This is a genomic window from Herbaspirillum sp. FG34, assembly GCF_057809315.1.
The window spans coordinates 182,215-198,096 of sequence record NZ_JBMDJS010000006.1 but is presented as its reverse complement, the minus strand read 5'-3'; the positions used below and the strand labels follow the sequence as shown (position 1 = coordinate 198,096).

Genomic DNA, 15,882 nt, shown 5'->3' with positions numbered 1-15,882 from the left:
GCCGGACGCAAAGTCCGGCGATGGTGTCATGCGGGGATGACCGGACTTACCTGGGCAAGCGCTGGCGTCGCGCCTCGTACAGACAGACGCCGGAGGCCACGGAGACGTTGAGGCTCTCGACCGAACCGAACATGGGGATGTTGACCAGCACGTCGCAGGTCTCACGGGTGAGACGGCGCATGCCTTCGCCTTCGGAGCCCATCACCAGTGCGGTGGGGCCGGTGAAGTCGCCTTCGTACAGCCCCTTCTCGGCATCATCCGTGGTACCGATGATCCACACGCCGCGCTCCTTCAGGTCGCGCATGGTGCGCGCCAGGTTGGTGACGGTGATGTAGGGCACGGTGTCGGAGGCACCGCTGGAGACCTTCATGGCCGTGGCATTGAGCCCCACGGCGCGGTCCTTGGGAGCGATCACGGCATGCGCGCCGGCACCGTCGGCCACGCGCAGGCAGGCACCCAGGTTGTGCGGATCGGTGATGCCGTCGAGGATCAGCAGCAGCGGCGGACCGACCACGGCGTCCAGCAGTTCATCGAGGGTGCGCGCCAGCGACAGCGCGGCGGCCTTGGCCACCACGCCCTGGTGACGGCGCGTGCCGACCATGGCGGCCAGGCGCTGGTCGTCGGCCTGGATGATGCGCACATTGGCTTCCTTGGCGGCATGCAGCAAATCCAGCATGCGGCGGTCGCGGCGCTCGGCATCCACGTAGATCTCTTCCACCGAGGACGCCTCGTGGCGGATGCGGGAGGTCACGGCATGGAAGCCGAAAATCATTTTGCTCTTCATAGATCCTGCTTGTGTCTTTCGTCTTGCTTGGGGCATCTGCCCATCGTTCCATCAAACCCGGCCTGTGCGGTACCCAAGACCGGGGACATGCTCATCGCTTCTTCTTGCCCTTGCTGTAAGCCTTGGCGGCTGCGCGCTTGCGGTCAGCGTCGCCAGGACGTGCCGCGCTGGTGCGCGCCGCACCGGCCTTGGCCTTGGCACCGCCCTTGGGCTTGCTGCCGGCGGCGGCGGCGGCCGGCTTGGCCGCCACGCCCTTCTTGCCGCGCGCGGCGGGCTGTGCGGCGTCCTGGGCCTGCCTGCTGCCACCGGACTTGCCACGCGCAGCGTTTTCGGCGCGTTTGGCTTCGTTCTTGATCAGCGTGCGGATACCCGGTTCGTTGACCAGGGCCAGATCGATCTTGCGCGCATCCAGATCCACCCGGCTGACCTGCACGGTGACGCGGTCGGTCAACTGGTAGCGGATGCCGGTACGTTCGCCGCGCAGTTCGTGGCGCGCCTCGTCGTACTGGAAGTAATCGGCGCCCAGTTCGGTGACGTGCACCAGACCCTCGATATACAGCGCATCGAGCTGCACGAAGATGCCGAAGGTGGCCACACCGGCGATGGTGCCGGTGAACTCCTCGCCCAGCTTGTCGCGGATGAAGTAGCACTTGAGCCAGGCTTCCACGTCCCGCGAGGCCTCGTCGGCACGGCGCTCGTTGGCCGAGCAGTGCAGGCCCAGCGCTTCCCAGATCGCCAGCGCGCTTTCGCCGCGCGGCTTCTTGCCGGCCGCCTTGTCGGTGGCACGCTGCAGTGCCTGCGCCTTGCGCGCCGCCGTTGAGATCGAGGTGTTGAGCGCACTGCTGTCGATGCCCTTGGGCTCGTAGCGCTTGCCTTGCAGCACGGCCTTGATGGCACGGTGCGTCAGCAGATCGGGGTAGCGGCGGATCGGACTGGTGAAGTGCGCATAGGACTCATAGGACAGGCCGAAGTGACCGATGTTGTCGGGGCTGTAGACCGCCTGCTGCATCGAGCGCAGCAGCATGGTCTGGATCAGCACTGCATCCGGACGCGCCTTGACCTTGGGCATGAGCTCGGCATAGTCCGACGCGCTGGGGGTGTCGCCACCGCCCAGAGTCAGGCCGACCTGCTTGAGGAAGGTACGCAACTGGGTCAGCTTTTCCTTGGTCGGGCCGGCGTGGATGCGATAGAGCGCCGGGTGATCGTGGCGCTTGAGGAGGTCGGCCGCACAGACGTTGGCGGCCAGCATGCACTCTTCGATCAGGCGGTGTGCATCGTTGCGGGTGCGCGGCAGGATCTTCTCGATCTTGCCGGCGGCGTTGCAGACGATGTAGGTCTCGGTGGTCTCGAAGTCAATGGCACCGCGCGCCTGGCGGGACGTCAGCAGCGCCTGGAAGACTTCGTAGAGGTGCGTCAGGTGCGGTACCAGACCGATGCGGCGCGCCGCTTCAGGGCCCTTGGTGTTGGCCAGGATGGAAGCCACTTCGGTATAGGTCAGGCGCGCTGCCGAGTGAATCACGGCCGGGTAGAACTGATAGGCCTTGATCTCGCCCTTGGCGGTGATGACGGCATCGCACACCAGGGTCAGGCGGTCGACGTCCGGGTTCAGCGAGCACAGGCCGTTGGAGAGTTTTTCCGGCAGCATCGGGATGACCCGGCGCGGGAAATACACCGAGGTGCTGCGCTCCAGCGCATCCGCGTCGAGGGCGTCATTGGGCTTGACGTAGTGGCTCACGTCGGCAATCGCCACGATCAGGCGATAGCCCTTGGTGCGGCCGATCTTGACCGGTTCGCAGTAGACTGCATCGTCGAAGTCGCGCGCGTCTTCGCCATCGATGGTGACCAGTGGCACGTCGCGCAGGTCGACGCGATCCTTGAGGTCGGCGGCCTTGACTTCGCTGGGCAGCTTGGAAGACAGCTTCTTGGCGGCTTCCGAGAATTCGTGCGGTACGCCGTACTTGCGCACGGCGATTTCGATTTCCATGCCGGGGTCGTCGATGTCACCGAGGATCTCGACGATCTTGCCCACCGGTTGCGTGTAGCGGGACGGATGCTCGGTCAGCTCCACGCTCACCACCTGCCCGGCCTTGGCCTTGCCGGGGGGGCCGGCCAGCAGCACATCGTGGCCGATGCGCTTGTCTTCGGGGGCAACCACCCAGACGCCGTTCTCATTCAACAGGCGGCCGATCACGTGGGTATTGGCGCGCTCGACCACTTCGACGATGGTGCCTTCGGGGCGGCCGCGGCGGTCGGTGCCGGTGATGCGAGCCTGCACGCGGTCGCCGTGCATGACCTTCTGCATTTCCTTCTCGGGAAGGAAGAGGTCATCGGTCCCTTCATCGGGCAGCAGGAAACCGAAGCCATCGCGATGGGCCGAGACGCGGCCCAGGATGAAATCGGGCGAGTGGGTCAGCTTGTAGTTGCCGGCGCGGTCCGGCTTGATCTGGCCGTCGCGTTCCATGGCGTTGAGGCGGCGCGTCAGGCCATCCATTTCTTCAGGCTTGACGCCAAGCGCAGCGGCCAGTGCGGCAACGTTTTGCGCGCCCGAGGAAGTACGCAGGATGCCGAGGATCTCTTCCCGGCTGGGAATGGAATAGGGGAATTGGCTCAAAAGTTTCGTTTCGCGCAATTGTTATAAATGCCGAGGCGAAGACTGCCCAGGCGAACGGAAGTCCTTAGTGTAACGGAGTTGCGCCCATTTACCTAACCGCAATACGGGGGTAAAAAGCCGGGTCGGCATCGTATTGCAACGAAATTTGCGTCATGGGGATGAAAATGTTGTTGACAGCAGCTTCAGACCGACTATAATCACGGTCTTCGCTTTACAGCGCAGCCCACGTGGCGGAATTGGTAGACGCGCATGGTTCAGGTCCATGTGCCGCGAGGTGTGGGGGTTCGAGTCCCTCCGTGGGCACCAAAATAGAAAAGGTCGATTGATGAAAATCAATCGGCCTTTTGTATTTTGGGGACCGCGAGCAAAGGCCCCCACCCTCCCCACCCCATCTTCATTACGAATCCAAGCAGTCCGCGTCAAAGCAGGTTCATCGCCATCTCAGGCAAATTGGCGGGTGCGAAATCTTTTATCATGCGCAAGGTCTGCCCATGGCAGCGGCACGCTCTTCGCGTCCGCTCATCCTGCGACACACCGCCAACTCTGATCGCCACGCAATGCCCCAATTCGACAAGTCCCTGGTCTGGTTCCGCCGTGACCTGCGCCACACCGATCATGCCGCCCTCTACTATGCGCTCTCGCAGAGCCGCTCCGTGTGGTGCGTGTTCGTCTTCGATACCGACATCCTCGATGCACTCAAGGCCGAGGGCGTGGTGCAGGATCGCCGTGTCGATTTCCTGCTGGCCAGCGTGGCCGAACTGGACCAGGCCCTGCAGAAAGCGGGCGGCGGACTGATCGTGCTGCATGGACCGGCCGCCAGCTGCATCACCAACCTGGCTGCCGAACTGGAGGTGCAGGCAGTCTTCACCAACAGCGACTACGAACCCGCCGCGGTAGAACGCGATGCGGCGGTCGCCCAGGCCCTGAAGAAACAAGGCGCACAACTGCTCAGCTACAAGGATCAGGTGATCTTTGAAAAGGATGAAGTGCTGACGCAGTCGGCCAGGCCCTTCTCCGTCTTCACGCCCTACAAGAACGCGTGGATGGCCAGGCTGGCCGCGGCGGGCGGCGACTTCTACCTCAAGCCCTACCCGGTCGAAAAATACTTCAAGGCGCTGGCCAGGCCAGCCGCCAAGACGCCCCACGGGCTGCCCTCGCACGAGGCACTGGGCTTCAGGCCCAGCAATCTGGACGAACTGAAGATTCCAACCGGCATGTCCGGTGCCGAGGCCCTGCTGGAGGACTTCCTGGGCCGTATCGGCGCCTATGGGACGGCGCGCGATTTCCCGGCAGTGAAGGGTCCTTCCTATCTGTCGATCCACCTGCGCTTCGGCACCGTCTCCATCCGCACCCTCGCGCGTGCGGCGATGCAGGCGATGCACGCGGGACAGGGCGCCGCCGGCGCCGCCGTGTGGCTGTCGGAACTGACCTGGCGCGACTTCTACTTCATGATCCTGCATCATCATCCGCGCGTGACTGCCCACGCTTTCAAGCCCGAGTACGACGCCATCCGATGGGAGCAAGGCCAGCACGCCGAGGAACTGTTCGCCGCCTGGTGCGAAGGCCGCACCGGCTATCCGCTGGTCGACGCCGCCATGGCCCAGATCAACCAGACCGGCTACATGCACAACCGTCTGCGCATGGTGGTGGCCAGCTTCCTGACCAAGGACCTGGGCATCGACTGGCGCCGCGGCGAAAAATATTTTGCACGCCACCTCAACGACTTCGACCTGTCCGCCAACAATGGCGGCTGGCAGTGGGCCTCGTCCTCAGGCTGCGATGCCCAGCCCTACTTCCGCATCTTCAATCCGGTCACACAGTCCGAGAAATTCGATCCGGATGGCAAGTTCATCCGTCGCTATCTGCCGCAACTGGCCAGGCTCTCCGACAAGCGCATCCACGCGCCCTGGACGGCCACACCCGATGAACGCCTCTCGGCCGGGGTGACACTGGGGCAAAACTATCCGCGTCCCATCGTCGATCACGCCGAGGCGCGCGAACGCACGCTGGCACGCTATGCGGTGGTCAAGAAGTCCGAACCGGCAGAGTAAGGGGGATAAAAAAACGGACTGCACCCAGTCCGTTCCTGACCGCCATCGCAACAGGGCCGCCAGGCAGCCGAGCCGCCGTTCATTCCGACATCACCGGCTCCACCTTCTTGTCCTGGTCGAAGCGGATCGGCGGCACCCGGCGAACCATCCACAGTCCGACCAGCGCGGCCACGATGGCAATGGCGATCCCCATGTGAATGGCACCCACCAGTGCCTCGCGCGCGGCTTCCAGCAGGGCCGAGCCATCATGTCCGGCCTGCATCAGCCGGGCCAGCAGCACCGACTGGATGTCATGATTGACCAGCACTTCGGGGTCACTGAAGTCCTTGAGCCATTGTGCCGCGTGATCCCCTTCCAATGCCTTCTGCACGCCCGCACCATACATCTGGCTGACCAGCGTGCCGGTGATGGCCGTACCCAGCATCCCGCCGATCATGCGCAGCGATTGCAGCAAGGCCGTGGCGATACCCAGATGTTCGCGCGCGGCGGCCTGCTGGGCAAATACGGTGAGATTGGGCAGCACCAGTCCCAGTCCGAAACCACCGGCCAGCATCACCACCAGCAGGAAGGTATTGCCGGTGTTACGGTCACACAGCACCACACCCAGACAGGATGCGGCGATGAGCGCAAAGCCGAGATTCATCATCAGGTTGGGATTGGGAATGCGCGTGATGATGCGACCATTGACGATGCTGGCCACGGTGATGCAGGCCACCAGCGGTGTAATGAGCAGGCCCGCCTCGCGCGGACTCAGGCCGAATCCGCCCTGAAACAGCAGCGGCGCATACATCAGCAAGGAGAACATCGCAAAACCCGCCAGCACCGACAACACGAACAGGCTGGCCAGTGCCTTGTCGCGCATCATCTCGAAGGGCAGGATCGGTTGCGCAGCGCGCTGCTCCCACTTCCACAGGGCATAGAAGGCCGCCACCGAGACTGCCAGCAAGACCATCATGCCGCCGGTGATGCCGCGCTTGGGCAGCAGTTCCACCAGCAATTGCAGGCTGCCCAGCGAGAGCGAAATCAACAGCGCACCGGGCCAGTCCAGCCGCATCTTGCCGGCGTGCTGCATGTGGCGGATGTGCGGCACGAAGCGCCAGACGAAATACAGCGACAACACGCCGATGGGCAGGTTGCAGTAGAACACCCAGCGCCAGCCCAGCCCCTGGGTGAGGAAGCCGCCGAGCGAAGGACCGACTGCAGTGGCGATACCGAACGAGACCGACAGGATGATCTGCCAGCGCAAGCGCACGCGCGGATCGGGGAACAGGTCGGCCACGGAAGCGAAACAGGTCCCCACCAGCATGCCGCCACCGATACCCTGCAAACCGCGCGCGATGACCAGGAAGAGCATGCTGTTGGCCATCCCGCACAAGGCGGAAGCGCCGACAAAGACGATGATGGAAGCGATCACGAAGGGCTTGCGGCCGAAGTAATCGCCCAACCGCCCGAAGATGGGCACGGTGATGACCGAGGTCAGCAGATAGGCCGTCGCGACCCAGGCATAGAGTTCGAAGCCCTTCAGTTCGGCCACGATGGTCGGCAGCGCGGTGCCGACGATGGTCTGGTCCAGGGCCACCAGCATGATGACGAAGCAGATGCCCAGAGTGGCCAGCAGGGATTCGCGAAAAGGCAGGACTTGGCCGCTGGAGTGAGCGGCATCGGTGTGTAGGGCCATGTTGCGGGGAGCGGATGTCCGAAGTTGCGCGTATGCGCCAAACCATCATTTTAGCGCTGCCCGGCCGGGCCTGCCGTGTGCCCTACAAGAGCAGTTCGTAACGCTGCTCGTTGAGCTTGACGCCCCAATGCGAGCCGATGCGCTCTTCGGTGAGGACGAAGCCGTGGCGCTGATAGAGCTTGTGGGCCGCGTGCAGTCCCTCGAAGGTCCACAGGTAGATCGAAGGGAAATCACATTGCGCGCAGAAGCGGACCGCTTCGCTCAGCAGGGCATCGCCCACGCCGCGTCCGCGCAGTTTTTCGGAAGCGATGAACCAGCGCAGCCAGGCACCTTGCTGCTGCGCATGCTGGCCGTCGATGGTCAGCGAACCCTCGACGCGACCATGCACGGTGGCGGTCCAGAATCCGTCGCGACTGTCATCGTAGCGGCTCATGAAGGCTGCCAGTTCAGTGGCGATGCGCGCTTCGAAGTACACCCCGAAGCTCCAGTTCTCGGTGTAGTAGGCCGCGTGCAGTTCGGCTACACGCCCGATGGCGCCTGGCAGATAGCCGCGCCGGATGTGGATGTCGTCCATGGCTTGCCTCCCCGGGTGGGCAGCGCTGGCCGTGGCGCCGCCGGTCTCCCGGCGGCGTGCGGCACGATCAGTCGCCAGCGATGGTCATGTTTTCCAGCAGGATGGAACCCGTTTCCTTGGTACCGCGAATGAGCGTGTCATTGCCCACGGCCACGATCTGGCGCAGCATGTCCTTCATGTTGCCGGCGATGGTGATTTCTTCCACCGGATACTGGATCACGCCATTCTCGACCCAGTAGCCCGAGGCGCCGCGCGAATAGTCGCCCGTCACGTAGTTCACGCCCTGCCCCATCAGCTCGGTCACCAGGAGGCCGCTACCCATCTTCTTCAACATGCCCCTGAAGGTATCGGCCTTGGTGGTCAGGTCTGAGCGCAGCGTGAGGTTGTGCGAGCCCCCCGAGTTGCCGGTGGTCTGCATGCCCAGCTTGCGGGCCGAATAGGTCGACAGGAAGTAGCCCTGCACTACGCCATCCTTGATCACCTCACGCTTGACGGTACGCACGCCTTCTTCGTCGAAGGGAGCCGAACCGACACCGCCGACCACGTGCGGATCTTCCAGGATCTGGATGTGCTCGGGGAAGACCTGCTGGCCCAGCGAGTCAAGCAGGAAGGTCGACTTGCGGTACAGCGCACCGCCCGACACCGCCTGCACGAAGGCACCCAGAAGACCCGCCGCCAGCGGGGCTTCGAACAGCACCGGGCACTTGCGGGTCGTGAGCTTGCGCGCGTTCAGGCGCGCCAGCGCGCGCTCGGCGGCGTAGCGGCCGATGGCTTCGGGCTGGGCGAGTTTCTTCGGATCGCGTTTGGAGGAATACCAGTCATCGCGCTGCATGCCCGCGCCCTTGCCGGCGATGGGCGCCACCGAGATGGTGTGGCGCGAGAACGGGTAGCCGCCCATGAAGCCACGACTGTTGGCCGCGATGAAATGCGAGTGCTGCACGTAGACGCCGGCCCCCTCGCTGTTGGTGATGCGCGGGTCGGTCTCGAGGGCGGCAGTTTCGCAGCGTTGGGCCAGTGCAACGGCTTCTTCGGCGGAAATGTTCCATGGCGAAAACAGTTTCAGGTCGCGCGGGGCCATTTCCAGCATCTCGGCGTCGGGCAGGCCGGCGCAGTCATCGATGGCGGTGAAGCGGGCGATGTTGTAGGCCGCCTCGACGGTTTCCTTCAACGCCTGCTGCGAAAAGTCCGAGGTGCTGGCGTTGCCGCGCCGCACCTGGCGGCCTTCTCCGAGGAACACCGTCACGCCGATGCCCTTGTCCTTGTTCTGCTCGATGGTCTCGATCTTGCCCTTGCGCACCGCTACCGACAGACCACTGCCCTCGCTGATGTCGACGGCGGCGTCCGAGGCGCCCTTGTCCCGGGCATAACGCAGGACATCCTGCGCCAACTGCTTCAACTGGTCCTGACTGTGCGTGAATGGGGTATCGCTCATGAGCCTGTTTTCTCTGAAATGCGGGTAAAACGGTTATCATAGCAGCCGTTAAGCTTTATTTCTCGACCTCACGATATGCCCAATGCCAACCGCGGTGCTGTCGGATTCCAATCCAGCGAATTCGAACAGGAATACGACCGCCCCTCCAAGTCCCAGCTCAAGCGCGAGATGGATGCCCTGCAAAAGCTGGGCGAATCGCTCGTCGCCGAACCGCGCGACCGCGTCAAGCGCGTCCCGATGCCCGAAGATGTGCGCGACGCCATCCTCGAATGCCAGCAGATCAAGGACCACGAAGGCCGTCGCCGCCAGATGCAGTACGTGGGCAAGAAGATGCGCACCCTGGAACCCGACGAACTGGCCATCATCCAGAAGACCATCGACAGCTGGCACGGCGCCTCCAAGGCGGAAACCGCCGCCATGCACGCCCTCGAACGCCGCCGCGAAAAGCTGCTGGCCGACGACCAGGCGCTGACCGAACTGCTGAACCGCCATCCCGAAGTCGATGTGCAGCACATGCGTACGCTCATCCGCAATGCCCGCAAGGAGCAGGCGGAAAACAAGCCGCCCAAGGCTTACCGCGAAATCTTCCAGATCCTCAAGCAGTTGCAGGCCCAGGCCGCACGCGCCAAGAGCGAAGCCGCCGAGGATGAGGCCCACGAGCAGGATGACGATGAGCGCTGAGGCCGTGACGCCCGTCGCCCGTGAAGTGCTGCGGGTCGGACTGGTCTCCGTCTCCGACCGCGCCTCCGGCGGCGTCTACCAGGACCAGGGCATCCCTGCCCTGCAGGAATGGCTGGGCAAAGCGCTCACCAGCGCCTTCGAAGTCGAGACCCGCCTGATCCCCGATGAACGCGCACAGATCGAACAGACCCTGGTGGAACTGGTCGATGTGGCCCGTTGTGACCTGGTGCTGACAACGGGTGGCACCGGCCCGTCGCGCCGCGATGTCACGCCCGAAGCCACGCTGGCCGTCGGTACCAGGGAAATGCCGGGCTTCGGCGAACAGATGCGCCAGATCAGCCTGCAGTTCGTGCCCACGGCCATCCTCTCGCGCCAGGTCGCCGTCATCCGCGAGACCGACGACCATGCCGCGCTGGTGCTGAACCTGCCCGGCCAGCCCAAGTCCATCCGCGAGACGCTGGAAGGCTTGAAGGACGAGGACGGCAAGGTCAAGGTACCGGGCATCTTCGCCGCCATCCCCTACTGCATCGACCTCATCGGTGGCCCCTACATCGAGACCGATGACACCGTCTGCAAGGCCTTCCGCCCCAAGTCAGCGATCCGGCCCGCCAGCAGATAAGCCATCTGCGGGCCGCACTGCGATGCGCGCCCGCCCTCCCTCCTTCAGTTCGGACACTTCCCCTCATCCGGTCCGCCGCACAGCGTGGCTGCATTGAGCAGATCCAGGTACTGTTGCAGTCCGGCCGGCGAGATCCGGTAGGGATATTGCCGGAAACTGTTTTCGGTCGGCGGACGCCAGCTGAACTGCACCACGAACAGTTGCTGCTTGCCCTGATACACCGCCAGTACAGTTCCCTCGCCATAAGGCGCAACTGGACCGGTACGGTCGCAGAAGCCACCGCTGACAGAGACCGGAATGTTGTTGGTACTGCCGTCCTTCTGCGCCATGGCCACGAAGCGGCCCGGGCAGTTGCGCTGGGCACCCTGCATCACTTCACTCAGGGCCACCTGCGCCACGCTCAGGTTGCGCGCCTGGATGTTGGCCAGCAGGCCGGCTGCAGGAAAGCCGCGGCGCTGTACGCCCATGTAGCCCTCGCGCCAGGAATCGTGGGCTTCGTTGGGCGGCAGGAAATCGACCACGTAATTGCCGTCGGGATCGCCATCCATGTAGGCCAGGCGCCAGCCGGGTGGCGGCGAGATCATGAGGTTTTCGCCGCGTGGCTGGAACAGCCGGCCCTCGGCCTCGGCGTGACCGGCCAACGGTGCGAAGGCCAGTGCAGCGGCCAGTAGCGAGGACAATAGCGACGACGCCGACAGGCGGCGCGATGGAATGCGGATCATGGGTTTTCCTTGTACGGCACCGCCATGAGGGCGGCGTTCATCGTATGATGTCAGCCCATTGCAGCACAGACGCTCTGCATGACAAGGGGCAAGGCCGTATTGTGCTCCCGCGCAAGGACAGACACAAATGCCGCGCCCTGCCCTTCCCTACAACGACCGCAACAGGAACCGCACATCCATGTCCGCTCCCCTCGAGACGATACAGATCGATACCGCTCCCAACCCCACCGCCTCCGTCATCTGGCTGCATGGCCTGGGCGCCGATGGCTCGGACTTCGTGCCCATCGTGCGCGAGCTGGACCTGTCCGGCTGTCCGGCGATCCGCTTCATCTTCCCCACTGCGCCGACCATGCCGGTGACCATCAACGGCGGTTACGTCATGCGCGCCTGGTACGACATCTTCGCGCCCGACCTGGTGCGTCGTGAAGACGAACCCGGCCTGCGCGCCTCGCAAGCCGCCATCGAAGCGCTGATCGCCCAGGAGCGCGCGCGTGGCATCCCCGCCGAGCGCATCGTGCTGGCCGGTTTCTCGCAAGGCTGCGCCATGACGCTGCAGACCGGCCTGCGCCATCCTGAGCGACTGGCCGGCCTGATGTGCCTGTCCGGCTATCTGCCGCTGGCCTCCACCATCGAGGCCGAGCGTCACGCCGCCAACCACGATACGCCGATCTTCATGGCCCACGGCACCATGGACCCGGTGGTGGTGCTGGAGCGCGCGCTCAAGTCACGCGAGCTGCTCACGCAACTGGGCCACAAGGTGGAGTGGCACGACTATCCGATGCAGCACTCGGTGTGCGGCGAGGAAGTCGAGGATATCGGCACATGGCTGACCAAGGTGCTGGCCTGAGTCCGATTACCCGGCGCCTGCAACTACACTGGCAATGACAACGCCCCCGCACGATGCACGCGTGCGGGGGCGTTGTCGTTTCTCCTGCGCCAATGCTGGCACAGGAAAATCTTGCGATTACTTCAGGTGGAACTTCAGTTCCTCGCCAGCCTGGCGCATCGCGGTCTGCACGGCGGGCACCTTGGCCAGCACGTTCAACAGACCGAAGTCGTGGATCATGCCGTCATAGCGCACCGTGGTCACGGCCACGCCAGCGGCTTGCAGCTTGCGGCCGTATTCTTCGCCTTCGTCACGCAGAACATCCTTTTCGGCGGTCTGGATCAGGGTCGGCGGCAGGCCGGCCAGTTGGGCCGGGGTGGCGTTGAGCGGCGAGGCGGTGATTTCCTTGCGTTTGGCGGCATCGGTGGTGTAGCTGTCCCAGAACCACTTCATCATGTTCTTGGTGAGGAAGTAGCCATTGGCGAACTGGTTGTAGGAGGCCGTTTCGAAGTTGGCATCGGTCACCGGCCACAGCAGCACTTCCGAACGCAGGGCGGGGCCGCCCTTTTCCTTGGCCATCAGCGCCACGACGGCGGCCATGTTGCCCCCGACGCTGTTGCCGGCCACGGCCAGGCGCTTGCCGTCGACCTTGATTTCACGGCCATGCTCGGCCACCCATTTCGTGGCAGCGTAAGCCTGATTGATGGCCACGCCGTAACCGGCTTCCGGCGAGGGGGTGTAGTTCACGAACACGGCCACCGCACCGGAGTTGGCCACCAGGTCACGCACCAGGCGCTCGTGGGTCGGGAAATCGCCCAGCACCCAGCCGCCACCATGGAAGAACATGAAGGCCGGCAAGGTCTTGGTCACACCGGCCGGACGCACGATGGTCAGCTTGATCTGCTGGCCGTCGGCGGTGATGGTCTTTTCCGAGACGTCGGCCTTGGGCAGGTCCAGCTTCACGCTGGCTTGCGCACCGACCAGGACGGCGCGCGCATCCTGTGGCGAGAGCTGCTCCAGGGGCTTGCCACCGCCGGCTTCCAGCGCCTGCAGGAAGGCTTGGGTGGTCGGTTCCACGCCGGCGTCACCGGCAGCGTAGGCGTTGCCAACAACCAGGCCGATGGCGGCGACGGTAGCGAGTTGCTTGAACGAGGTCATGATCTTCTTCCTTTTCTCTGATGATCGGATCGGTGAGGTTCACCGGGTAGGTGCTGCGAGGGAACTGCTTTCGTATTGCGTGGTACTGCGGTGCTGCCCTGGCGTACGACGCCAGAAAATCGCGCCTTGCGGCAATAAACATAAAACACTATTAAATAGCAAACTACTTATTTGATGCTATTGGCTCTGCGTATAACGGTGCATTCAGGCGATGCCACCTGACCTGCATGCCGGGAGCGAAGGTTTTCCCGCATCGCTCCAGTCACAATAACTTAATAAACTATTTAATAGCGCACTATATATTCAATTTTCAAAAAGGGACTCGGCTTGGCCACCTCATCCCTTCAAACCACCCTGCTCACTCGCCCGTATTCTTGTGCAGGCGGGCACGCAGGGCCATCAGTTCTTCCTTCATCGCTGTCAGCTCGGCGGTGCTCGACTCGGTGGCGCGCAAGACTTCGCGCGGCAGATCGGCTGCCTGTTCACGCAGCTTGTCGCCCTCGGCGGTGAGCGAGATGACCACCTGCCGCTCATCGCTGGCGGCGCGTTCCCGGCTCACCAGGCCCTGCGCCTGCATGCGCTTGAGCAGCGGCGTGAGCGTGGCCGAATCCAGCACCAGGCGCTCACCGATCTCGGAGACGGTCAACTCATCCTGCTCCCACAACACCATCAGCACCAGGTACTGCGAATAGGTGATGCCCATGTTGCGCAAGAGCTTGCGATAGAGCTTGCTCATCGACAGCGAGGTCGAGTACAGCGCAAAACACAACTGGGCATCCAGCAGCGGGGCCGACTTACGTTTGTCTGTTTTCGAATTCATGCAGCGCAGTTTAGCGAGGCCAAAATTAAATAGCAAGCGATTTAATTAAAAATGGATGGACAGCCGTCGCGGCAGCGCCACGTCCCGTCTTGGGGCCAGCCACTCCGCCCGTGTGCACCTTCACTGGGCATGCCTGCCCCGCAAGGTCGGGGCACGCCCGCCATCGGGGCAGAAGCAAGGCGTGCACCCCATCCTCAAGGAGGACCCAGTCCATCACTTTCCCAACCGGCGATACACCCTTGCCAACTGACGCGACGCTGACGCGATGGCACGCTTCCTGCATGTCTTCTTTGTTGTATACATTGACGTATCCGTCCTTGCCTTCACCGTTTCCATCGCCTAAGCTGGCCCGATGGCCGCGGCAGGCGGGCTTGCCGCCCAGGCCGGTTGCGCTCCATCCGTGATGACTTCTGAAAGGAAAAACGAATGAACCAGCGTGTCTCCCGTTTCCTGCTGTCCGCGATGTCCTCGGCCGTGCTGGCCACCTGCGCCCTGCCCGCGCTGGCGGTGACGCTCAACATCTCCCTGGATGCCGATCCCGGCAAGCTCGACCCGACGCAGTCATCCATGCTCAACGAGCGTATCGTCTACCAGAGCATCTTCGACAAGCTGCTGGACCTGGATGGGGAAGGCAAGATCGTTCCCATGCTGGCCGAGCGCTGGACCGTCTCCGACGATCAGAAGACCTACACGCTCTACCTGCGCAAAGGCGTCAAGTTCCAGGACGGTACGCCCTTCGATGCCAAGGCGGTGGAGTTCAATCTGCTGCGCGGCCAGGAGAAGACCTCCCTGCGCCGCAACGAGCTCAAGTACATCAGCAAGATCACGGTGGTGGACGAGCACACCATCAAGCTGGATCTGTCCACGCCCTTCGCCCCTTTCCTGTCCGTTCTCACCGACCGTTCGGGCATGATGTCGTCACCGGCCGCCGTGAAGAAATACGGCGAGGACTACGTCAACCATCCGGTCGGCACCGGCCCCTTCATCTATGAAGGCCGGCTCAAAGGCGCCACCATCACCTTGAAGAAGAATCCCGACTACTGGCGCGCCGGCCTGCCCAAGGTGGATGAAGTGGTCTACAAGATCATGCCGGACGTCAATGTGGCCTTCAACAACCTGCGCAGCGGCCAGGTCGACATCAGCAACCGCTTCCCCTACAAGGAAATCACCAACGTCCCGGCCAATGCCAGCTACACGGTACTGAACAAGCCGTCGCTGGGCTTCCGCGGTTTCTACATGAATACCGCCAAGCCCCCGTTCGACAAGAAGGAAGTGCGTGAAGCCGTCGACATCCTGATCAACCGCAACGCCATCGCCAAGGTGGTCTACAACAATGCGGTGGCACCGGGCCACTCCCCCTTCTCCAAGGCGCAGTTCGCCAACGGTCCCAGCGATGTGCCGCCCAAGGTGGATGTGGCCCGCGCCAAGGCCCTGCTCAAGGCCGCCGGCAAGGAAGGTGGTTTCAGCTTCAAGCTGACCCTGCCGACCACGCCCGATGAATTGCAGGTCGGCCAGATGATCCAGGGCATGCTGCGCCCGGCCGGCATCACCGTCACACTGGAGAAGACCGAACTGGCGACCCAGATCGAGGCCGGCAAGACCGGCAACTTCGAGGGCCTCTTCGTGGGCTGGAGCGGACGTCCCGATCCGGACCAGAACATCTATGACTTCGTCACCACCAATGGCTCCCTGAACTACTCCCACTTCGGCGCCAAGGAAGTGGACGACCTGCTGCAGCAGGCCCGGGTGGAAGGCGACCAGGCCAAGCGCAAGACGCTCTACGAGCAGGCCATGGCGATCCTGGTCAAGGAAGTGCCCTACATCTACATCGTGCATGACAACGTGCTCTTCGGCATCGCCAAATCGGTCAAGGGCTTCCAGTACGTGCCCGATGGCGTGATCCGGACCGCCACCGTCTCCAAGTAA

Annotated in this window: 13 protein-coding genes and 1 tRNA gene; 6 read left to right on the top strand and 8 right to left on the bottom strand. The window is 63.4% G+C overall.

Going from position 1 to position 15,882, the window contains the following annotated elements; genetic code table 11:
• Nucleotides 1–46: 46 nt before the first annotated feature.
• Nucleotides 47–784: a 23S rRNA (guanosine(2251)-2'-O)-methyltransferase RlmB gene (rlmB, locus tag ACODSZ_RS10315; RefSeq protein WP_008327819.1), complete on the bottom strand. Its 738-nt coding sequence runs from the start codon at nt 782–784 to the stop codon at nt 47–49.
• 91 nt (nt 785–875) lie between these two features.
• A complete protein-coding gene (gene rnr, locus ACODSZ_RS10310; RefSeq protein ID WP_488927525.1) occupies nt 876–3,395 on the bottom strand; it encodes a ribonuclease R in 2,520 nt (839 codons plus the stop codon).
• Nucleotides 3,396–3,616: 221 nt separating this feature from the next.
• Between rnr and ACODSZ_RS10305 the strand changes: the two genes are divergently transcribed.
• Both ACODSZ_RS10305 and ACODSZ_RS10300 read left to right on the top strand, forming a co-directional pair.
• Nucleotides 3,617–3,701: transfer RNA gene (locus tag ACODSZ_RS10305), tRNA-Leu, on the top strand.
• Between the two features lie 251 nt (nt 3,702–3,952).
• Entirely contained in the window at nt 3,953–5,446 is a 1,494-nt protein-coding gene (locus ACODSZ_RS10300; protein ID WP_488927524.1) for a cryptochrome/photolyase family protein, read from the top strand.
• A 79-nt stretch (nt 5,447–5,525) separates the two neighbouring features.
• On the opposite strand, the gene ACODSZ_RS10295 is transcribed toward ACODSZ_RS10300, so the two are convergent.
• The 3 genes from ACODSZ_RS10295 to pmbA form a co-directional block, all read right to left on the bottom strand.
• Complete coding sequence (locus tag ACODSZ_RS10295) at nt 5,526–7,124, bottom strand: MDR family MFS transporter (RefSeq protein WP_175345048.1); 1,599 nt, start codon at nt 7,122–7,124, stop codon at nt 5,526–5,528.
• 82 nt (nt 7,125–7,206) lie between these two features.
• Nucleotides 7,207–7,698, bottom strand: a complete 492-nt coding sequence (locus ACODSZ_RS10290; RefSeq protein ID WP_008327800.1) for a GNAT family N-acetyltransferase — start codon at nt 7,696–7,698, stop codon at nt 7,207–7,209.
• Nucleotides 7,699–7,765: 67 nt separating this feature from the next.
• Complete coding sequence (gene pmbA / locus ACODSZ_RS10285) at nt 7,766–9,130, bottom strand: metalloprotease PmbA (protein WP_488927523.1); 1,365 nt, start codon at nt 9,128–9,130, stop codon at nt 7,766–7,768.
• A 75-nt stretch (nt 9,131–9,205) separates the two neighbouring features.
• Between pmbA and yjgA the strand changes: the two genes are divergently transcribed.
• Nucleotides 9,206–9,811, top strand: a complete 606-nt coding sequence (yjgA, locus tag ACODSZ_RS10280) for a ribosome biogenesis factor YjgA (RefSeq protein ID WP_488927522.1) — start codon at nt 9,206–9,208, stop codon at nt 9,809–9,811.
• The gene (gene mog / locus ACODSZ_RS10275; protein ID WP_175345051.1) at nt 9,801–10,430 is read left to right on the top strand and encodes a molybdopterin adenylyltransferase; all 630 of its coding nucleotides are present in this window, start codon (nt 9,801–9,803) and stop codon (nt 10,428–10,430) included. The genes yjgA and mog overlap by 11 nt, the downstream gene beginning before the upstream one ends.
• Nucleotides 10,431–10,474: 44 nt before the next feature.
• Here mog and ACODSZ_RS10270 read toward each other — a convergent pair whose 3' ends face one another.
• Nucleotides 10,475–11,152 (bottom strand): hypothetical protein, encoded by a 678-nt coding sequence (locus ACODSZ_RS10270; protein WP_008327796.1) that lies wholly within the window; start codon nt 11,150–11,152, stop codon nt 10,475–10,477.
• A 178-nt stretch (nt 11,153–11,330) separates the two neighbouring features.
• Between ACODSZ_RS10270 and ACODSZ_RS10265 the strand changes: the two genes are divergently transcribed.
• Nucleotides 11,331–11,999, top strand: coding sequence for an alpha/beta hydrolase (locus tag ACODSZ_RS10265; RefSeq protein WP_175345052.1), 669 nt, complete (start codon nt 11,331–11,333; stop codon nt 11,997–11,999).
• Between the two features lie 117 nt (nt 12,000–12,116).
• On the opposite strand, the gene ACODSZ_RS10260 is transcribed toward ACODSZ_RS10265, so the two are convergent.
• Entirely contained in the window at nt 12,117–13,136 is a 1,020-nt protein-coding gene (locus ACODSZ_RS10260; RefSeq protein ID WP_008327794.1) for an alpha/beta hydrolase, read from the bottom strand.
• Nucleotides 13,137–13,494: 358 nt separating this feature from the next.
• Entirely contained in the window at nt 13,495–13,956 is a 462-nt protein-coding gene (locus tag ACODSZ_RS10255) for a MarR family winged helix-turn-helix transcriptional regulator (protein ID WP_175345053.1), read from the bottom strand.
• A gap of 426 nt (nt 13,957–14,382) precedes the next feature.
• On the opposite strand from ACODSZ_RS10255, the gene ACODSZ_RS10250 reads away from it, so the two are divergent.
• Complete coding sequence (locus ACODSZ_RS10250) at nt 14,383–15,882, top strand: ABC transporter substrate-binding protein (RefSeq protein ID WP_008327792.1); 1,500 nt, start codon at nt 14,383–14,385, stop codon at nt 15,880–15,882.

Excerpts from the sequence above, each read along its gene's own strand:
- rlmB (WP_008327819.1), bottom strand. The coding sequence starts at position 784 with ATGAAGAGCAAAATGATTTTCGGCTTCCATGCCGTGACCTCCCGCATC.
- ACODSZ_RS10300 (WP_488927524.1), top strand. The coding sequence starts at position 3,953 with ATGCCCCAATTCGACAAGTCCCTGGTCTGGTTCCGCCGTGACCTGCGC.
- ACODSZ_RS10295 (WP_175345048.1), bottom strand. The coding sequence starts at position 7,124 with ATGGCCCTACACACCGATGCCGCTCACTCCAGCGGCCAAGTCCTGCCT.
- ACODSZ_RS10290 (WP_008327800.1), bottom strand. The coding sequence starts at position 7,698 with ATGGACGACATCCACATCCGGCGCGGCTATCTGCCAGGCGCCATCGGG.
- pmbA (WP_488927523.1), bottom strand. The coding sequence starts at position 9,130 with ATGAGCGATACCCCATTCACGCACAGTCAGGACCAGTTGAAGCAGTTG.
- yjgA (WP_488927522.1), top strand. The coding sequence starts at position 9,206 with ATGCCCAATGCCAACCGCGGTGCTGTCGGATTCCAATCCAGCGAATTC.
- mog (WP_175345051.1), top strand. The coding sequence starts at position 9,801 with ATGAGCGCTGAGGCCGTGACGCCCGTCGCCCGTGAAGTGCTGCGGGTC.
- ACODSZ_RS10270 (WP_008327796.1), bottom strand. The coding sequence starts at position 11,152 with ATGATCCGCATTCCATCGCGCCGCCTGTCGGCGTCGTCGCTATTGTCC.
- ACODSZ_RS10265 (WP_175345052.1), top strand. The coding sequence starts at position 11,331 with ATGTCCGCTCCCCTCGAGACGATACAGATCGATACCGCTCCCAACCCC.
- ACODSZ_RS10260 (WP_008327794.1), bottom strand. The coding sequence starts at position 13,136 with ATGACCTCGTTCAAGCAACTCGCTACCGTCGCCGCCATCGGCCTGGTT.
- ACODSZ_RS10255 (WP_175345053.1), bottom strand. The coding sequence starts at position 13,956 with ATGAATTCGAAAACAGACAAACGTAAGTCGGCCCCGCTGCTGGATGCC.
- ACODSZ_RS10250 (WP_008327792.1), top strand. The coding sequence starts at position 14,383 with ATGAACCAGCGTGTCTCCCGTTTCCTGCTGTCCGCGATGTCCTCGGCC.